The sequence below is a fragment of the Candidatus Binataceae bacterium genome (genome assembly GCA_035650475.1).
Lineage (GTDB): Bacteria > Desulfobacterota > Binatia > Binatales > Binataceae > JAKAVN01.
The window spans coordinates 642,031-658,002 of the sequence record DASRHP010000012.1 but is presented as its reverse complement, the minus strand read 5'-3'; the positions used below and the strand labels follow the sequence as shown (position 1 = coordinate 658,002).

Annotated in this window: 19 protein-coding genes; 13 read left to right on the top strand and 6 right to left on the bottom strand. The window is 65.5% G+C overall.

Annotated features, from left to right (window positions below; all coding sequences use genetic code 11):
- Positions 1-81: 81 nt before the first annotated feature.
- Positions 82-1,116 carry a homoserine kinase gene (locus VFB33_14555; GenBank protein ID HZO82915.1) on the bottom strand — a complete coding sequence of 345 codons (1,035 nt, stop codon included), beginning with the start codon at positions 1,114-1,116 and terminating at the stop codon, positions 82-84.
- Between the two features lie 173 nt (positions 1,117-1,289).
- Between VFB33_14555 and bcp the strand changes: the two genes are divergently transcribed.
- On the top strand, positions 1,290-1,808 hold the full coding sequence (gene bcp / locus VFB33_14550) for a thioredoxin-dependent thiol peroxidase (protein ID HZO82914.1): 519 nt from the start codon (positions 1,290-1,292) through the stop codon (positions 1,806-1,808).
- A 37-nt stretch (positions 1,809-1,845) separates the two neighbouring features.
- Here the strand turns inward: bcp and VFB33_14545 are convergent, their stop codons facing one another.
- Entirely contained in the window at positions 1,846-2,799 is a 954-nt protein-coding gene (locus VFB33_14545; GenBank protein ID HZO82913.1) for a prolyl oligopeptidase family serine peptidase, read from the bottom strand.
- A gap of 142 nt (positions 2,800-2,941) precedes the next feature.
- Here VFB33_14545 and hisI point away from each other — a divergent pair, with 142 nt between their 5' ends.
- The 4 genes from hisI to VFB33_14525 all read left to right on the top strand — a co-directional run bounded on the left by hisI (position 2,942) and on the right by VFB33_14525 (position 6,337).
- Complete coding sequence (hisI, locus tag VFB33_14540; protein HZO82912.1) at positions 2,942-3,370, top strand: phosphoribosyl-AMP cyclohydrolase; 429 nt, start codon at positions 2,942-2,944, stop codon at positions 3,368-3,370.
- Between the two features lie 68 nt (positions 3,371-3,438).
- Complete coding sequence (hisG, locus tag VFB33_14535; GenBank protein ID HZO82911.1) at positions 3,439-4,341, top strand: ATP phosphoribosyltransferase; 903 nt, start codon at positions 3,439-3,441, stop codon at positions 4,339-4,341.
- Positions 4,342-4,489: 148 nt separating this feature from the next.
- A complete protein-coding gene (locus VFB33_14530) occupies positions 4,490-4,801 on the top strand; it encodes a hypothetical protein (GenBank protein HZO82910.1) in 312 nt (103 codons plus the stop codon).
- A gap of 135 nt (positions 4,802-4,936) precedes the next feature.
- Positions 4,937-6,337, top strand: coding sequence for an LLM class flavin-dependent oxidoreductase (locus VFB33_14525; protein HZO82909.1), 1,401 nt, complete (start codon positions 4,937-4,939; stop codon positions 6,335-6,337).
- Between the two features lie 10 nt (positions 6,338-6,347).
- Here VFB33_14525 and VFB33_14520 read toward each other — a convergent pair whose 3' ends face one another.
- The 4 genes from VFB33_14520 to VFB33_14505 all read right to left on the bottom strand — a co-directional run bounded on the left by VFB33_14520 (position 6,348) and on the right by VFB33_14505 (position 8,522).
- Positions 6,348-6,818 carry a cupin domain-containing protein gene (locus VFB33_14520; GenBank protein HZO82908.1) on the bottom strand — a complete coding sequence of 157 codons (471 nt, stop codon included), beginning with the start codon at positions 6,816-6,818 and terminating at the stop codon, positions 6,348-6,350.
- Between the two features lie 56 nt (positions 6,819-6,874).
- Complete coding sequence (locus VFB33_14515) at positions 6,875-7,288, bottom strand: PaaI family thioesterase (protein HZO82907.1); 414 nt, start codon at positions 7,286-7,288, stop codon at positions 6,875-6,877.
- Positions 7,289-7,431: 143 nt separating this feature from the next.
- Positions 7,432-8,211 carry an enoyl-CoA hydratase-related protein gene (locus tag VFB33_14510; protein ID HZO82906.1) on the bottom strand — a complete coding sequence of 260 codons (780 nt, stop codon included), beginning with the start codon at positions 8,209-8,211 and terminating at the stop codon, positions 7,432-7,434.
- Between the two features lie 68 nt (positions 8,212-8,279).
- A complete protein-coding gene (locus tag VFB33_14505) occupies positions 8,280-8,522 on the bottom strand; it encodes a hypothetical protein (GenBank protein ID HZO82905.1) in 243 nt (80 codons plus the stop codon).
- 495 nt (positions 8,523-9,017) lie between these two features.
- Here VFB33_14505 and VFB33_14500 point away from each other — a divergent pair, with 495 nt between their 5' ends.
- The 8 genes from VFB33_14500 to gspK all read left to right on the top strand — a co-directional run bounded on the left by VFB33_14500 (position 9,018) and on the right by gspK (position 15,970).
- A complete protein-coding gene (locus VFB33_14500) occupies positions 9,018-9,443 on the top strand; it encodes a hypothetical protein (GenBank protein ID HZO82904.1) in 426 nt (141 codons plus the stop codon).
- A gap of 141 nt (positions 9,444-9,584) precedes the next feature.
- The gene (gspE, locus tag VFB33_14495) at positions 9,585-11,306 is read left to right on the top strand and encodes a type II secretion system ATPase GspE (protein ID HZO82903.1); all 1,722 of its coding nucleotides are present in this window, start codon (positions 9,585-9,587) and stop codon (positions 11,304-11,306) included.
- Positions 11,307-11,336: 30 nt separating this feature from the next.
- Positions 11,337-12,557 (top strand): type II secretion system inner membrane protein GspF, encoded by a 1,221-nt coding sequence (gene gspF / locus VFB33_14490; GenBank protein HZO82902.1) that lies wholly within the window; start codon positions 11,337-11,339, stop codon positions 12,555-12,557.
- 23 nt (positions 12,558-12,580) lie between these two features.
- Positions 12,581-13,018: a type II secretion system major pseudopilin GspG gene (gene gspG, locus VFB33_14485; GenBank protein ID HZO82901.1), complete on the top strand. Its 438-nt coding sequence runs from the start codon at positions 12,581-12,583 to the stop codon at positions 13,016-13,018.
- Between the two features lie 35 nt (positions 13,019-13,053).
- Positions 13,054-13,650: a prepilin-type N-terminal cleavage/methylation domain-containing protein gene (locus VFB33_14480; protein ID HZO82900.1), complete on the top strand. Its 597-nt coding sequence runs from the start codon at positions 13,054-13,056 to the stop codon at positions 13,648-13,650.
- 27 nt (positions 13,651-13,677) lie between these two features.
- The gene (gene gspI / locus VFB33_14475; protein ID HZO82899.1) at positions 13,678-14,331 is read left to right on the top strand and encodes a type II secretion system minor pseudopilin GspI; all 654 of its coding nucleotides are present in this window, start codon (positions 13,678-13,680) and stop codon (positions 14,329-14,331) included.
- Positions 14,328-15,023, top strand: coding sequence for a prepilin-type N-terminal cleavage/methylation domain-containing protein (locus VFB33_14470; protein HZO82898.1), 696 nt, complete (start codon positions 14,328-14,330; stop codon positions 15,021-15,023). The genes gspI and VFB33_14470 overlap by 4 nt, the downstream gene beginning before the upstream one ends.
- Positions 15,024-15,049: 26 nt before the next feature.
- Complete coding sequence (gspK, locus tag VFB33_14465; protein HZO82897.1) at positions 15,050-15,970, top strand: type II secretion system minor pseudopilin GspK; 921 nt, start codon at positions 15,050-15,052, stop codon at positions 15,968-15,970.
- Positions 15,971-15,972 lie beyond the last annotated feature (2 nt).

Here is a 15,972-nt window from a genome sequence, read left to right as displayed (position 1 = left end):
ATAGTGGCAAAGACGCCGAAGGCGGCGCGGCGTGAGCGCGGGTTCATCGGTCGCTTCGTATGACGGAGCGCGCGGGCGGCCTCAAGCTTTCAGCCGCTCGTTGGCCTTGACCTTCTGGTACTTGCGATAATCGTACCCGGTCGCCATCGCCATCAACAGCGCCTCCATCCCGCCCTCGCGCTCGCGGCGCAGGACGCGCAGGCGTTCGAAGAACTCGCGGAAGTCCTTGTTGACCCGGCGGTTGCCGTCAATCGGATGGAGAAAGAAGTCGTGCAGGCGCGTGACGGTGAAGCGCAGCGAGGAGTAGCGCAATTCGTTGGGGAAGGCGTCCCACTCGGCCAGCGAGAGCGTGCGCACCGACTCGTAGCCCTGCATCACGTAGCGAAAGCGGTCGAGCGAATACTGACCGTCGACGAAGCACAGGGCGTTGACCGCGGTCGCGATGTCGAAGATGAACTTGCCGCGGCAGGCGGCCTCGAAATCGAGCACCGCGGTCAGTTTTTCGCCGCGAAACAGAACGTTGTCGGCGAACAGGTCGCCGTGAATGACGCCCTTGGGCAGCTTGCCTTCGAGGTAACGGGTCAGGTAATCGACCTCGTCCTCCAGGGTGCGCATGATCTTGCGGAAGTAGGCGGGCAGCCGGCCGCGCACCCCGAGATAGAGATCGGCGATGCGCTCGAAGGAGAAGCGGTTGTCGATGCCCTTCTTGTAGCCCTTGCCGATGACATGCAGCTCGCCGAGGGTTCGCCCGATAGTTTCGAGCTGGCTCGGGCGCAAGCGTTCTACCGCAACGATCCGGCCCTCGTGGTAGCGATAGAGCGAGGCGCACTTGCCCTCGTACTCGCGCCACAGACGCCCCATCCGGTCCTGCAGCGGATGCGGGCAGGGAAAGTTGTGCTTGCGCAGGAACGTGAGCAGGTCCAGTTCGCGTTTTACCTCGCCCTCGGTCTTGACCTCGTCAATCCGCAGCAGGAAACGCCCCTTGGCGGTCTCGACCAGGTAGTTGCTATTGACTGAGCCCTGGGTGATCCCGCCGACACTGAGGATGCGGCCGAGGTTATAATCGTCGCCGAGCTGCTCGAGGAACGATTTGGAAAGCTCGGTATATACAGCCATGTAGCTGACAACGGGTTTGTTGGATGATGCCCGCCGCAAGTCTAGAGACTGCCTGCCATCGCGTCAACTGCGATCTCGCGAAAGCCATTGTGCCGCAACATGTTTGCGCGCCGCACTTTACATGGTGCCTGCGGCGGTGATGGAATGCCGGCGGCAAATTGAGGAATCCGAGCATGGTCAAGGCGAAAAGCGTAGCCCCCCGCACCAGGGCTAACCCACCCGCCTGCGGACTCGAAGGGCGCAAGGCGCCGTCCTTCCAGCTGCCCGACGCCGACGGTACGCCCGTCGCGCTGGGCGATCTGCTCAAGCGCGGCAGCCTGGTGCTCTACTTCTATCCCAAGGACATGACGCCCGGATGCACCGCCGAGGCCTGCGCTTTCCGCGACGAGGCGGCGCGGCTCAAGGCGCTGGGCGCGCAGGTTGTCGGCGTCAGCGCCGACTCGCCCGATTCGCATCGCAAGTTCGCCGCCAAGCACAAACTCAACTTCCCGCTGCTCAGCGACAGCGGCAACCGGGTCACCCGGCTCTACGGCGTTTACAAGAAGAAGTCGCTCTACGGGCGCGAATTCATGGGCATCGAGCGCACGACCTTCGTGATCGGCCGCGACGGCATCGTGCGCAAGGTCTTTCCCAAGGTCAAGGTCGCCGGCCATGTCGACGAGCTTGTCCAAGCGCTGAAGGCGCTCGACTGAGCGCCCCTCGCTTCAAGGTAGCGCGAGTCGCCGGCGCTCAGGACGCCGAGCGCGAGCGCGGCTCGGCCGCGATAAGGTTTTCGCGCAGGAATTCCTTGAGCGGGCCGTCGACTTTACCGCCGAGGTCGTGTCCGTCATCGAACAGGCGGGTTTCGACCTTGACCCCTCGCTCCTTGAGTTTGCTCGCCAGGCGCTTGGCCTGGTCCACCGGCATCTTCCTGTCCTTCTCGCCGTGCAGAATGAGCACGCTGCAATCGAGCTTGGGCGGCAGATGCGCGATGACGCTGCGTTCGGCGAGCACGCGGCGGCTCGGCCAGACCTGGCGCAGGATCGCAAGCTTCTCGGGCAGCGGCGCCTCGGGCCAGAGCTTCAGCGTGTCGTAAAAGCCCGACTGGAGAATCACCGCGCGCAGCCGCGAGTCGCTGTCCATCAGCAGCCCTGCGGCGACTGCGCCGTCGGCCAGACCCCACACCGCGATACGGTCCGGATCGACGTCGGGGCGCTGGGCGAGCAGGTCAACCGCGCGGCGCGCAGCCTCGACCGCCTGCGGACCGACGAAGCGGCTCGGTCCCGAAGATTTGCCGTAGCCCGGGATGCTGATGCAGGCCTCGAGCAGCCCCATCTCGACGAAGCCGGCGCTCTTGCGAATACAGCGGCGCGCATTGCCCTCGCCAGCATTGAGCACGAGCAGCGCCGGCATCCGGCCCGGGTCGCCCGCGCTCGCGATGTAACCCTCGATATTGTAATGGTCGCTACCGACCGCGATTTGAAAGTTGAACGGTTGCGGCGCGGCCGCGCCCGCTGGCGGCGCGGCGCGCCGGCAGGCGGCAAGCGGCGCGAGGAGCAGGGCAAGGACCAGCGCTACCCTCAGCGCTCGGCGCGATTTATTTTGCGCAACGCCGCCCGCGCGCGCACAGCGTGGGATGCCGTCAGCTAGCGGCACGTCGGTCGTTTTACCACTGGCCGTCACGGGCGAGCTTACTCTATACATTCGCCGCCCGCTTTTGAAAGCACCCGTCGACCGCCAGGACCGGCGCACACGTAGCGGCGGCGGCATTGAAACGCCGGGCCGTTTAACCGATACTTTGATGCTCACTACGAGGAGCGCGCCGGACTCGCGCCGGCCTATGCGGATGGACACCCAGGCAGCAGCAGCGCTGATCGACTTCGACAAGGCCGGCGGCGTGGTCCCGGCCATCGCCCAAGACTATCGGAACGGGCGCGTCCTGATGGTCGCCTACATGAATCGCGAGGCCTTCGAGGAAACCCTGCGCACCGGCCACGCGTGCTACTTCTCGCGCTCGCGCAACCGCCTGTGGCGCAAGGGCGAGGAATCCGGCAACTACCAGGTCGTGCATGAAATCCGCACCGATTGCGACGCCGACACAGTGCTGCTCGCGGTTGAACAGCACGGCGATGGCGCCGCCTGCCACGAGGGCTACGAGTCGTGCTTCTCGCGCAAGCTCGACGGCGAGACGTGGCGCATCGTCGATACCCGCAAAGTCGATCCGGCCAAGTACGGCCCCGGCTACGGCCATCACCCCGCCAAGCCCGCGGATTGAGCGAAGCGCGCAGGCCGCCGCCTGCGCCGCGCCACGGTTCCTAACAGATTCAATTAAGATGAAGGCCCATGTCCACTGACGACAACGTACTCAGATTCGGCCTGCCCAAGGGCAGCCTCGAAGCATCAACGCTGGAGCTGATGCGCAAATCAGGATGGCGCGTATCGGTCGGCGCGCGCTCCTACATGCCGAGCGTCGACGACCCGACGCTGACCTGCCGGCTGCTCCGCCCGCAGGAGATGCCGCGCTATATCGCCGACGGCTCGCTCGACGCCGGTATCACCGGCAGCGATTGGATCGTCGAAAACGGTGTGGAACTGGTCGAGGTCGCGAGCTTTGTCTATTCCAAGGTTTCGCTGACGCCGACGCGTTGGGTGCTGGCGGTGCCTGACAATTCGCCCGTGCGCCGGTTGGAAGATCTCGAAGGCAAGCACGTAGCGACCGAGATGGTGGCGTTCACGCGGCGGGTCTTTGCTCAGCGCAAAATTGATGTAGAAGTTGAATTTTCGTGGGGCGCCACCGAAGCCAAGGCCGCCGAGGGGCTGGTGGACGCGGTGGTCGAAGTCACCGAGACCGGCTCCTCGCTGCGCGCCAATGGCCTGCGCATCGTCGAGGAGCTGCTGACTTCGACGCCGGTGTTGGTGGCCAATCCAGCGTCATGGGAAGTCGATTGGAAGCAGGCCAAGATTCGCCAGATCGGGATGCTTCTGCGCGGCGCGCTTGACGCCGAAAACCGGGTCGGGATCAAGATGAACGTCGCGCGGGAAAACCTCGAGAAGGTGATCGCGCTGTTGCCGTCGATCACGGCGCCCACCATCTCGCAGCTCTATCCCTCGCCCAATCTCAAGGGCAAGGAGTGGCTGGCGGTCGAGACGGTTATCGCGGAGCACACCGTGCGCGAGCTGTTTCCCAAACTGCTAGAAGCGGGCGCGGTTGGGATTATCGAATATCCGCTCAACAAGATCATTTGAGTCCAGCCCCGGAAAGCTCGCAGTGAAAAACTTCGCGCCGCCGGCCACCTCCGCTCTTGCCGTTGCCCTTTTCGTCATGCTGACCGCGTCGTGCCGACATCCGGATTCAGCTCGCCTGGAGGCGCCGCGCGCCGCCGCAGACGTGGCGATGGGCAGGCGATGGCATCTGGCCGAAGAAACTATTGGCGCTGACAGCGCTGAGTCCTACAAGGCGGGCGCGGTAGCGCTGCGCACGCTCGACCCCTTCGGCACGATGCAGGTCAACGAGCTCTTCTACCACGGCAAGCTGGTGATGGTGCCGGCGGGCACGTTGGTGGTTGCGGCCGGACCTCCGCCCGCCACTGCGGCGAGCGCAATCCAAGTTCGCGTCCTGGAGGGCCCGCAGTCGGGCAAGACGCTGTGGCTGTATCCCGAATCGGCCGAGCGGATGGGCTTCGCCCCGACGCAGACCAAGCGCTAGACCGCGCAGGTCCCGGCTTCGTGGTTCTCTGACGGCGCCGCCTAGCACGCGCTTGCATCGCCGCGGGATCGTCTCTTAAATCGGCGCCAATGACAGCCGACGCGCGCCCGGCAGTCGTCGGGGAGGAGGACTGCGGTGATCCATTTCAACGCCTTCACCCAATGCTCGATCTGCCCGCAATCCAAGGGCCAGTGGAAGCATCCGGCCGACCGTTCCTCGACCGGTTACCGCGACCTCGACTACTACGTCGAGATCGCGCGCACGCTTGAGCGCGGATGCTTCGACGCGCTGTTCTTTGCGGATATCCACGGCACCTACGACACCTACCGCGGCACCCGCGAGGCCGCCGTGCGCCACGCAGTACAATTTCCGTGCAACGATCCGACCGTGCTGATCCCAGCGCTCGCGATGGCCACCCGCAATCTCGGCTTCGCGGCCACTTACAGCACGACCTACCATCCGCCCTATCAGGCCGCAAAACTCTTCTCCACACTCGACCATTTGACCCACGGGCGCGTCGGATGGAACGTCGTGACGTCTTACCTGCCCGACGCCGAGCGCAACGGGCTGGGTAAGGTGCTCCCGCATGACGAACGCTACGACCGCGCCGACGAGTACATGGAGGTCGTTTACAAGCTGTGGGAGGCGAGCTGGGAGGAGGACGCGGTGGTGCGCGACGTCGCCCGCGACGTCCATACCGATCCTTCCAAAGTCCACGAGATCCGCCATCGCGGAAAATACTTTGAGGTGCTGGGGCCGCATCTGTGCGAGCCTTCGCCCCAACGCACACCCCTCATCTACCAAGCGGGGTTGTCAGGGCGCGGGATGCAGTTCGCGGCGACGCACGCCGAGGCGGTCTTCGTGGTCTTTCCCAATACCACCGTATGCCGCGCGTACTGCGACCGGATCCGCGAGCTCGCCGCCGCACGCGGCCGCGACCCGCGCCATCTCAAGATCCTGCTCGCAATCTCGCCTGTCGCCGCCACGACCGACGCCGAAGCGCGCCTGCGCCATCAACAGATGCTCGAGTACGCCAGCCCCGAGGGCGCCTTCGCGCTGTTTGGCGGATGGACCGGGATCGACCTGTCGAAGTACGGGCCGGACGACAAGCTGGGCGAGGTCAAGTCCGAGGGGATGCAGTTTCTTGCGCAGTATTTCTCCTCGGTGGATCCGACGCGCGAGTGGACGATGCGCCAGATTGCCGAGTTCCTTTCGATCGCCAGCGTGATGCCGGTGCCCATCGGCGACTACCGGCGGATCGCCGACGAACTCGAGCGCTGGGTCGTCGAAGGCGGCGTCGACGGCTTCAACTACTTCTCCATCGACACGCCGATCGACTACACGGTCTTCGTGGACCTGGTGGTGCCGGAACTCCAGCGCCGCGGCCTGATGCGCAAGGAATACGAAGCGAGCACGCTGCGCGAGCACTACTTCGGCAAAGGCAATCGCCGGCTCGCCGACGATCATCCGGGCGCCGCGTATAGTTGCTACCGCCGCCGCGAATCGGCCCCTGCCGCCGCGCGCCGCTCCGCCTGACCGACGCGCCTTAAGTCGGCGGCAGGACCAGCTCCTGGCCCTTCTCGACGATGAGCAGGGCAAGAATTTTTGCCGGGCGCTTTTTGCTCGGATTGCGCGCCACGCGATGGACGTGCATCGGGAGCTCGTACCACGACTGCCCCGCCTTGTAGGTCACCGGCTTGCCCGGGTCGACTTCGCTAATCACCGTGCCTTCGAGCACGTAAGCCGCCACCGAACCGGGATGGCGATGCGGGCTGGAGCTGGCGCCGGGCGCGAACTCGACCGTCACCACACTGAGCTGCTTGCCGGGGACGTCGGGCAGATCGTGCTGGAGCACCGGCCGCACGGTCACGCCCTCGTCCGAAGCGCCGGGGCCGGAAATTTTCTTGCCCGCGCTCTCCGAGTCCTCGGCCTGCGCCAGCGCTGCGATCAGTTCGATTCCGATAGCGGCGACTGGCCCAGCGGCCAGCGCCTTCATCATCTCGCGCCGGTTGATCATCGGGGGGGAGTTGCTCCTTTCGGATGAAGTCCACGGAAATTCCGCGCGCCGCGCGCTCAACCGCGTGCACGCGCTTCGAGCACCATCTGGGTCTGCGTTACGATCGCGAGCAGACGGCCGTCGGCGCCGGTGACTCGAGTCTGCCAGACCATCGTGCGGCGCCCACGATGCAACGGCGTGCATTCGCCGCTGACCATGGTGCCGACCGGCGCCGGCGCAAGGAAGTTGGTCTTTGACTCGATCGTCGTCGTGTTCTGGCCTTCGCTCAGGTTGAGGAAAGTTGCGCAGGCACCGAGCGTGTCGGCAAACGCCATCACGGCGCCGCCGTGCAGCACCGCGGGCACCGTGCACATGTCGTCGCGCACCAGCATCGTCGCGGCCACCCGCTCCGACGCCGCGTGGGTGAACTTGATTCCCAGCAACTCACCGAACGGCAGCCTGTTCTTGTCGAGAATCGCCAGACCGTCCATTGCCGCCTCCGTCTTTTGAAAGCCTGCATAGCACGCGATCCAAGGCCCGGCCCATTCCCTCCGAGGTAATGCGAGCGCCGGCATCAGGCCGTTGCCGATTCCCACGAACTCCGCAGCTTGGCCGATCTCGTCGGACGGCCTGCCTACTCGCCCGTCCATTGCGGTTTGCGCTTTTGCGCAAACGCAAGCGGCCCCTCAATCACGTCCTTCGACTTCCACAGCGCCGCAGTAGCTGGGAAATGATGCTTCGAGGCCTCCTCCAGCGACATCCCCAGCCCGCCCATCGCGGCCTCCTTGCTCGCCCGGATCGACACCGGCGAGCACTCCATGATTTCGCTCGCCCAGCGTTCTGCGGTCGCCATCAGATCCTTCAGCGGCACGACCTCGTTGACCAGGCCCCATCGGTGGGCCTCGGCGGCGGTGGTGTGCCTGCCGGTCAGGATCATGCCCATCGCGATCTTGAGCGGAATATGGCGCGGCAGGCGGTGTACGCCGCCGGCGCCCGCCATCAGTCCCACGCGCGGCTCGGGCAAGCCGAAGCGCGCGTGCTCGGCGGCGATGATCAGGTCGCAGGCCAGCGCGATCTCGCATCCGCCACCCAGGGCGAAGCCGTTGACCGCGGCGATAATCGGCTTGGTAATGTCGAAACGGGCCGTGATGCCGGCGAAGCCGCCTTTGCTCATCGGCGGGCGCTCGCCGCGATGCTCGGCGGTCCACTTGAGGTCGTTGCCAGCGGAGAATGCGCGTTCGCCCGCGCCGGTGAGAATGGCAACCCACATTTCGCGGTCGGCCATGAAGTCGTCCCACACCTGGTCCATCTCCAGATGGCAGGGCGGATGCAGCGCATTCATTACCTCAGGACGGTTGAAGGTGACGTAGGCCAGGTGGCCGCGCTTTTCGTACTTGATGAACTTGAATTCCATCGCTCGCCTCTCTTTCCTGCGTGGCGCAATCGGCGCGCCGACGCCGATCGTTCCGACCTCGATCATGCTTATGTCTGATTGTCCTCGCCGAGCAATTCGAAGAAGGCGTCGATGCTCTGCATGAGCTGGCGGCGGATTTGCGCGCGCGTGCCTTCGATCAAATGCATCGTGACTCGGCCGGCGGTGCCGTCGTTAAGCCGCACTCGGGCGTCCTCGACCCCGGCGACCTCGCTCTGGCCGAACACGCGCATTCCGTAGACCAGCGCGGCGCGCTGCGCGGCTCCTTTGACCAGCCTCAGCTTGCGCGGCATCAAATCCTCCTCGTCGCCGGCTCTTCCGGCGCAGCCCTTATAGCACGAATGCGCGCCGCCCCGCGCACGGACAGCGCGATCCGATGCGCGTTGCCCCGGCGCGCGTGATCGCTTCACTGCGCAGGTTGGTACTCGCGCAATCGCTGCTCGATGGCTGCAACCCGCCCGCATGGTCGAGCATCTCGATGCGTAAGCGGGCGCCGAAACGCAATACGAGGTGCGCGGTTTGCCCTCCTCGAGCGTCTCGATTGTGCGCAATCCCAGTGGTCGAGCGCCGCCTGCATGGTGCGCGCAATCGACTGTGGAGCAACGACGCGCGCCAGGTCGCGTAAAACGCCGACTAGCCTGCCGTCAGGTCCATGCTGGAGCTGCCCAAGCTTCATCAGCCCTCGCGCTTGCGCTCGGAAGATCGTGCAGCGCGGGGCGGCGCGCAAGCGCAGTCCGAATGCGCGGGTACGTTGACATCGCCCGCGGTTGATGACGAAATCGAGCGCGATGAACAAGCGGCTGTTGGTTGTCACCGCCCTGGCGCTGACGCTGGCCGGCGCCGGATGTGGCGTCGCCTATCAGGCCAGCACCGAGCTGCGCGCAAGCCGCATGCAGCGCGACCTCAAGGCCGGCGAGAGCAAGCGCGACGTGCGCAATGCGTGGGGTGAACCCGACCTGCGCCAGGACCTGAGCAACGGCGCCGAGGTTTGGAGCTATGCCAAACGCGCCAACTCCAACGACATTGCGGCCTCCCTCCTGTACACCAACGTCAAGGAAGGCGACAAGGGGGACTTCCTCGATCTGACCTTCGTTGACGGCAAGCTCGCCTCATGGAAGGAAGCGGTCCACACGATGCCTGCCAAGACCGGCGGGCCGGGTTTCAGCTTCGGCGTGGGCCCCTCGGCGACCACCGGCTCGGTCGCTCATTACTAGCGCGCCGTAGCGAGCATAGGCATGTTGCAACTTCACCGGGCCATCGTGTCTAATTGATGCTGGAATGTTTGCGAGTGGAGATCGGCGCGCGCGCGGTTTAGCTGCTCGCAAGCGCCTGCGACGGCGGTTTCCGGCAATCTGATGGCGACTGCGCACAAGAGCTTCGAGTCAATTCTGCTCGACCGCTCGTGGGTCTCCGAGCAGGATCTCGAACGGGCCCGCCAGCGCAAGAAACCCGGACAGGGCCTTGCCGACGTGCTGATCGATATGGGAGCGCTGGAACCCCAGCGGCTGGCACGCGCTCTTGCGCAGGAATACTGGCTGCCCTTCCAGGCCCATATCGACGAGCACGCCATCGATCCGACGCTGCTTGGCAAGGTTCCGATTAACTACGCGAAAAAGAATCGAATCCTGCCGCTGAGCTCCAACGGCGACGGCATCATCGTCGCGATTGCCGACCCGGCCAAATACGAGCCGCTCGACGACCTCCGGATGCTGTTCGGCGTCCCGCTCCATCCGGTGGTCGTGCCGCCGGCCGTGCTCGACGAAGCGATCAACCGCGCCTATGACCAGGCGACCACCACCACAGCGCAGGACCTGATGATCGACCTCGAGGAGGAGCGGCTCGACGTCGTCGCGAGCGAGTTGGCCCAGGAGCCGCGCGACCTGCTGGAATCCGACGACGCCGCGCCGATCATCAAGCTGGTCAACGGGCTGCTCTCCCAGGCGGTCAAGGATCGGGCGAGCGACATCCATATTGAGCCATTCGAGCGCGAGCTGGTGGTGCGCTTTCGGGTTGACGGAATGATGTACGACGTCATCTCGCCACCCAAGCGCTTTCAACCCGCCATCACCTCGCGCGTCAAGGTGATGTCGGGGCTCAACATCGCTGAGAAGCGCCTGCCACAGGACGGCCGCATCAGGCTGCGCATCGCCGGCCGCGACATCGACATTCGCGTCTCGTCGATCCCGACCGCCTTCGGCGAGCGCATCGTGCTGCGTCTGCTCGACCGCGCGCAGGCGCTGGTCGACCTCAGTCTCGACCATCTGGGATTCTCCGGCGATAACCTGGGGCGCCTCGACCGTCTAATCCGCCAGAGCCACGGTATCCTGCTCGCGACCGGCCCGACCGGCTCGGGCAAGACGACGACGCTGTATGCCTGTCTGGCACGGATCAATTCGCCCGAGAAGAACATCATCACGATCGAAGATCCCATCGAATACCAGCTCCACGGGATCGGCCAGATGCAGGTCAATCCGAAGATCGAGCTGACGTTCGCCAACGGCCTGCGTTCGATCCTGCGCCAGGACCCCGACGTGATCATGGTCGGTGAGATCCGCGACAGCGAGACGGCCGAAATTGCGATTCACGCCGCGCTCACCGGTCACCTGGTGTTCTCCACGCTGCACACCAATGATTCTTTCGGCGCGGTGACTCGCCTGGTCGACATGGGGATTGAGCCCTTCCTGGTCTCCTCGTCGATCCTGGCGGTCCTGGCCCAGCGGCTGGTTCGCCTGCTCTGCCAGAATTGCCGCGAGCCGTACACGGCCGGTGCCGCGGAGCTCGCCCGCATCGGACTTGAAGGAGTGCCCCTCGACGGACCGATCTACCGGCCGGCGGCGGCCGGCTGCCGCGCGTGCCGCGGCACCGGCTATCGCGGGCGCACCGCGATTCACGAGCTGATGGTGATGGACGACGAGGTGCGCACGCTGGTGATGCAGAAGGCGGACGCGGCAACCATCCGGCGCCACTGCACGTCGCGGGGGATGAAACTCTTGCGCCGCAACGGCGCCGAGCGGGTTCTCCAGGGACAGACCACGATCGAAGAGCTGCTGCGGGTCACCCAGGAAGACATCCTGTAGGGCGCGCGCGGCGGCACGGACACACGCGCGATGCCTGTCTTCGCCTATCGCGGATTGGCTGCCAACGGCCGCTCGGTAGCGGGCGTCGTCGATGCCGACAGCGTGCGCAGCGCGCGCGGCAAGCTGCGCGAGCGCGGCATCTTCCCCACCGAGCTCGCCGAAGAGGCGGCCGCACCGCGGCGGCGGCTGGCCGATTACTTTGTCTCTTTCGGGCGGCGGATCCCGCCCGCCGAGCTCTCCCTGCTCACCCGCCAGCTCTCCTCGCTGCTCGGGGCGGGCGTCCAGCTGGTTGACGCGCTGAGCGCGCTTGCCGACCAGTCAACCCGGCCCGGGACCAAACGCCTGCTCTCACAGGTGCGCGAACGTGTGCGGGAGGGCAGCTCGCTGGGCGACGCGCTGGCGGCGCATCCCGACACCTTCTCAGACCTTTACGTCGGGATGGTGCGCGCGGGCGAGACCGCGGGCGCGCTGGAGACCGTGCTCAATCGCATCGCCGACTTCAGCGAAAGCCAGGCCGAGTTCGTAGCCAAGGTGCGCCATGCTCTGACCTACCCGGTCATCATGATTTGCGTGGGCTCGGCCATCATGTTCTTCCTTATGAGCTACGTCGTGCCGCAAGTCGCGACGATCTTCCAGCAAAGCAACGCGGCGCTGCCGCTGCCGACCCGAATTCTGATCGCGCTGTCGAACTTCCTCTCCAACTACTGGGTGGCGCTAGTCGCGCTTATCGCGGGCGCGATCGCCGCGATTAGCTGGGGACTGTCAACCGCGCGCGGGCGGCGGATCTACGACACCTGGCTGCTGCGCCTGCCCTACCTCGGCCCCACCGTGACTCGCGTCATCTGCGCGCGCTTCGCCCGCACGCTGGCCACGATGCTCCAGAGCGGCATCCAGCTCCTGCCCGCGCTCGCCTCGGTCAAGCACGTGGTGACCAATGGGTTGCTCGCCGACGCAATCGAGGAGAGCCGCACCTCGATCCGTGAGGGCCACGGGATGAGCCATCCGCTATCCGCAAGCGGACTCTTCCCGCCGCTGCTGATCGAGATGATCAAGGTTGGCGAGCGCTCGGGCGAGGTCGAGCAGATGCTCGAGCGGGTGGCCGACACCTACGAGCGCGAGGTCGAGCGCTCGCTCAGCCAGCTGACCTCGCTGCTCGAACCGCTGATGACGCTGGCGATGGCGGGGATTATCCTCTTCATGATGCTCGCGATCCTGCTCCCCATATTCCAATTGAATCAGTTGATGAGATAGCGACACAGGGAAGACCAAGCGTGATGGACACACAAGTGCGCCGGCGCCGGCTCAAAGAGGGCTTCACCCTCATCGAGATAATGGTCGTGATCCTGATCCTGGGCCTGCTGGCGACCATCGTCGTGCAGAGCCTGCGCGGCGCCACCGACAAGGCCAAGCGCACCAAGGCGCAGGCCGATCTTGCCGAACTCAAGACCGCGCTCGACCGCTACTACCTCGACAATGGCTACTACCCGACCAGCGATCAGGGCCTCCAGGCCCTGGTCCAGGCGCCAACCGGCGGACGCATCCCGGCCAACTACGAGGAAGGCGGCTACATCGAAAAGCTTCCGGTCGATCCCTGGGGCAACGCCTACTTCTACCAGAGCGACGGCAACAGCTACGTGCTCAAGTCCTTCGGCGCCGATGGCAAACCCGGCGGCACCGGAAAGGACGCCGACATCGACGGCAGCTCGTCGTGAGCCCGCCTAGCGGCCAACTCGCACGGCGAAGTGGCGTGGCGCACGATCCGCGAGCGCCGCATACCCTGCGTGCGGGCGCACCGCGGCTTGCAAACGCATGTGCCCGGGCGGCTCGCGGGTTCACTCTGCTCGAAATCGCCGTCGTAATCTTCATCATGGGGCTCATCATGAGCCTGGCGATACCGTACTTCGGCGGCCTACACAGCGCCGAGCTTAAGAGCGAGGCGCGCAAGCTCGCCGGTCGCGCCAGTTATCTCTATGACGAAGCGTCGGCGCAGGAAGTGATCTACCGAATGACCTTCGACATCGACCATAACGTCTACTTCGTGACGCGCCTGGATCCGTACGCACCGCATCCCAAGTTCACGCCGTTCGCCGGCCTGTGGGACGGCCAGGTGGTGATGCCGCCGGGGGTGCGGCTGCGCGACGTCTCGGTCGAAGGCATCGGCGGCGCACGCGCCGGCGCGATAAGCTGCCAGTTCTATCCCGACGGCTACGCCGACGCGACCGTCATCCACATGGTGACCGATGCCGGCAAGGTCCTCACCCTGAGCATCAACCCGCTGACCGGCGGCGTTGCGATCGTCAGCGGCGACGTGGCGCCGACCGCGGCGCTCGCGATGGCGCAGTGAGGCCGCGCCAATACGAAGCACCAAAGCGTGCCTGCCTTGGACTCCAGAGCAACACCGACATCGGCACTCCTTTTCACTTCGGGGCAGGGCTCTGGAGTCAGGCCGTTCGCCGAGCGCAGGCTCCCCGCCCCGGAAGAGGTTCGTCGTGCACGCGGCGTCCCCTCCGGCTTCACGCTGCTCGAGGTGCTGATCGCAATAGCGGTGCTGGGGATCGCACTGTTGGCGTTGCTCTCGCTAGATCACGAAGACCTCCAGAGCGTGATCCGCGCGCAGGAGATCTCGCGGGCCGCGATGCTCGCGCAGACGTTGATGACGCAGGCCGAGCTGCAACGCATTCCGCCACCCGGTACCACCAGCGGCAACTTCGAGCAGCTCTATCCTGGGCGATATCGCAATTTCCGTTGGACACGCAGGGTGGAGCCGTCGCCAACCTTCCCTGACCTGCGCAAGGTCGAGATTCGTGTCTTGTACGGCCCTCGGTTCAGCCGCAGCTTTGACCTAGTCGAGTTCCTCCACGACCCGCGTCCGCGCGTGCTGACGCCGCGCGGCCAAGCCCCGCAGAACCCGGCCCTCCAGGGCGCCGAGCCGCAAGCGCCCCTCGGGGGATTCGGAGCGCCCGGGCCGCTCGGCGGTCCGGGTGGCGTGCAAGGCGGCCCGCTCGGAATGCAGGGGATGCAATGACGCGCCCGCGCCCCCTTCACAAGCCGGTTGCTGCCGCGCGTGGATTTGCCCGCGGCTTCACGCTCATCGAAATGATGCTCGCGGTGGCGATCCTCGGAATCGTCATGGTGATGCTGGCGGGATCGTTCCACGCAGTGGTCGCGGGCAAGACCCACGCCGAGGACCGGCTGCTCGGCGGCCGCGCCGCGCGCGCCCTGCTCCGGCAGATCACGAACGAGTTACACGGCGCTATCCAGACACCGCTGGTCTTAAGCCGCGTCCTGCTGGTGGGCCAGGCCTCGATGCGCAACGGCGTCCCGCTCGACAGCCTGTCGATCTCAACCATCAACGTCGGCCACCGTCGTGCCGTTAGCGGCTTTGGGGCCGAGGAGGCCATCGTCTATTCGGGCGTGCCCAATCCGCGGCACCCGGGATGGTTCATGCTGATGCGCCAGGAGCAAAGCGCGCTGCTCGGGGCGACCGCCGGCATCAAGCTGGCACCGCCGGTGGTGCTCGCGGCCAATGTACTTGCGTTCCATCTGCGCTACTTCAACGGAAATATCTGGCTGGAAAGCTGGGACTCCCACAGCATGCCGCCAGGCCAACAGCTGCCCCAGGCGGTATCGATAGACGTCGTGCTGGCTGGTCTCGGCCGCGCGCCGATTGAACTTGCGACCCAGGTGACGCTGCCGATGGCGATTGCGCAATGGTGAAGGCGTTCAGACGAAGCGAGCATGGCGTGGCATTGCTGGTCACGCTGATGGCGCTCGCGCTGATGACGCTGCTGGTGATGGACTTCACCACGGCGGCCGCGCTGGGCTACCGCTCGGCGGCCGGCCAGGCCAACCAACTGCGCGCCGAGTACCTGGCCCGCTCAGCAATCAGCGTCGGGCTTTCACTGCTCGCCACCGACTCGCAGCAAGACGCGCTGGCGCGCACTCCGCACGACGGTCTCGACGAGGCGTGGTCGCAGCCCTTCCCGCCGGTGCCGCTGGGCGGTGGCAGCGCCCAGGTGTCGATCGTGGACGAGGCGCGCAAGATCAACATCAACCTGCTGGTCAACCAGCGCACCGGCCAACTCAATCCCGTTTACGTCGGGATCGTCGAACGCCTGCTGGCCAACGTCGGCGTTTCACCCCAACTCGTCCCGGCCATTATTGACTGGCTCGACCCCGATAGTGTCGAATCACCGGGAGGCGCTGAGGCGACGTATTACCTGACTCTCACTCCGCCATATGAACCGCGTAACGGTCCGATGCCCACCATCGGCGACCTCAGGATGATCCGGGGGGTGGATGACGCCACGTTCTTCGTCTTGCAGCGGTATCTGACCGCTGCGCCCGAGCCGCGGGTGAACATCAACACCGCGCCGCCCGAAGTCATCGCGGCACTGCTCCCGCAATTGTCGGCCAATCCGTCGCTGGTCAAGCAGATCGTCCAAGCGCGCATGGTGCAGCCATTTCTCGTGATCACCGACGTCGGCAATCTGGCCGGGATGGGCGAGCTCGGTGTGCCGCTGATGCGACTGATCACAACCCGCAGCTTCTACTTCACGGTCAGGGGGATGGGGACCTACGCTGGCGCCCGCGCACGTATCGTCGCCACCTTTCGGCGCAACGCCAACGGCACCGCGATGCTGGCGAACTGGCACGAGGGCTGACG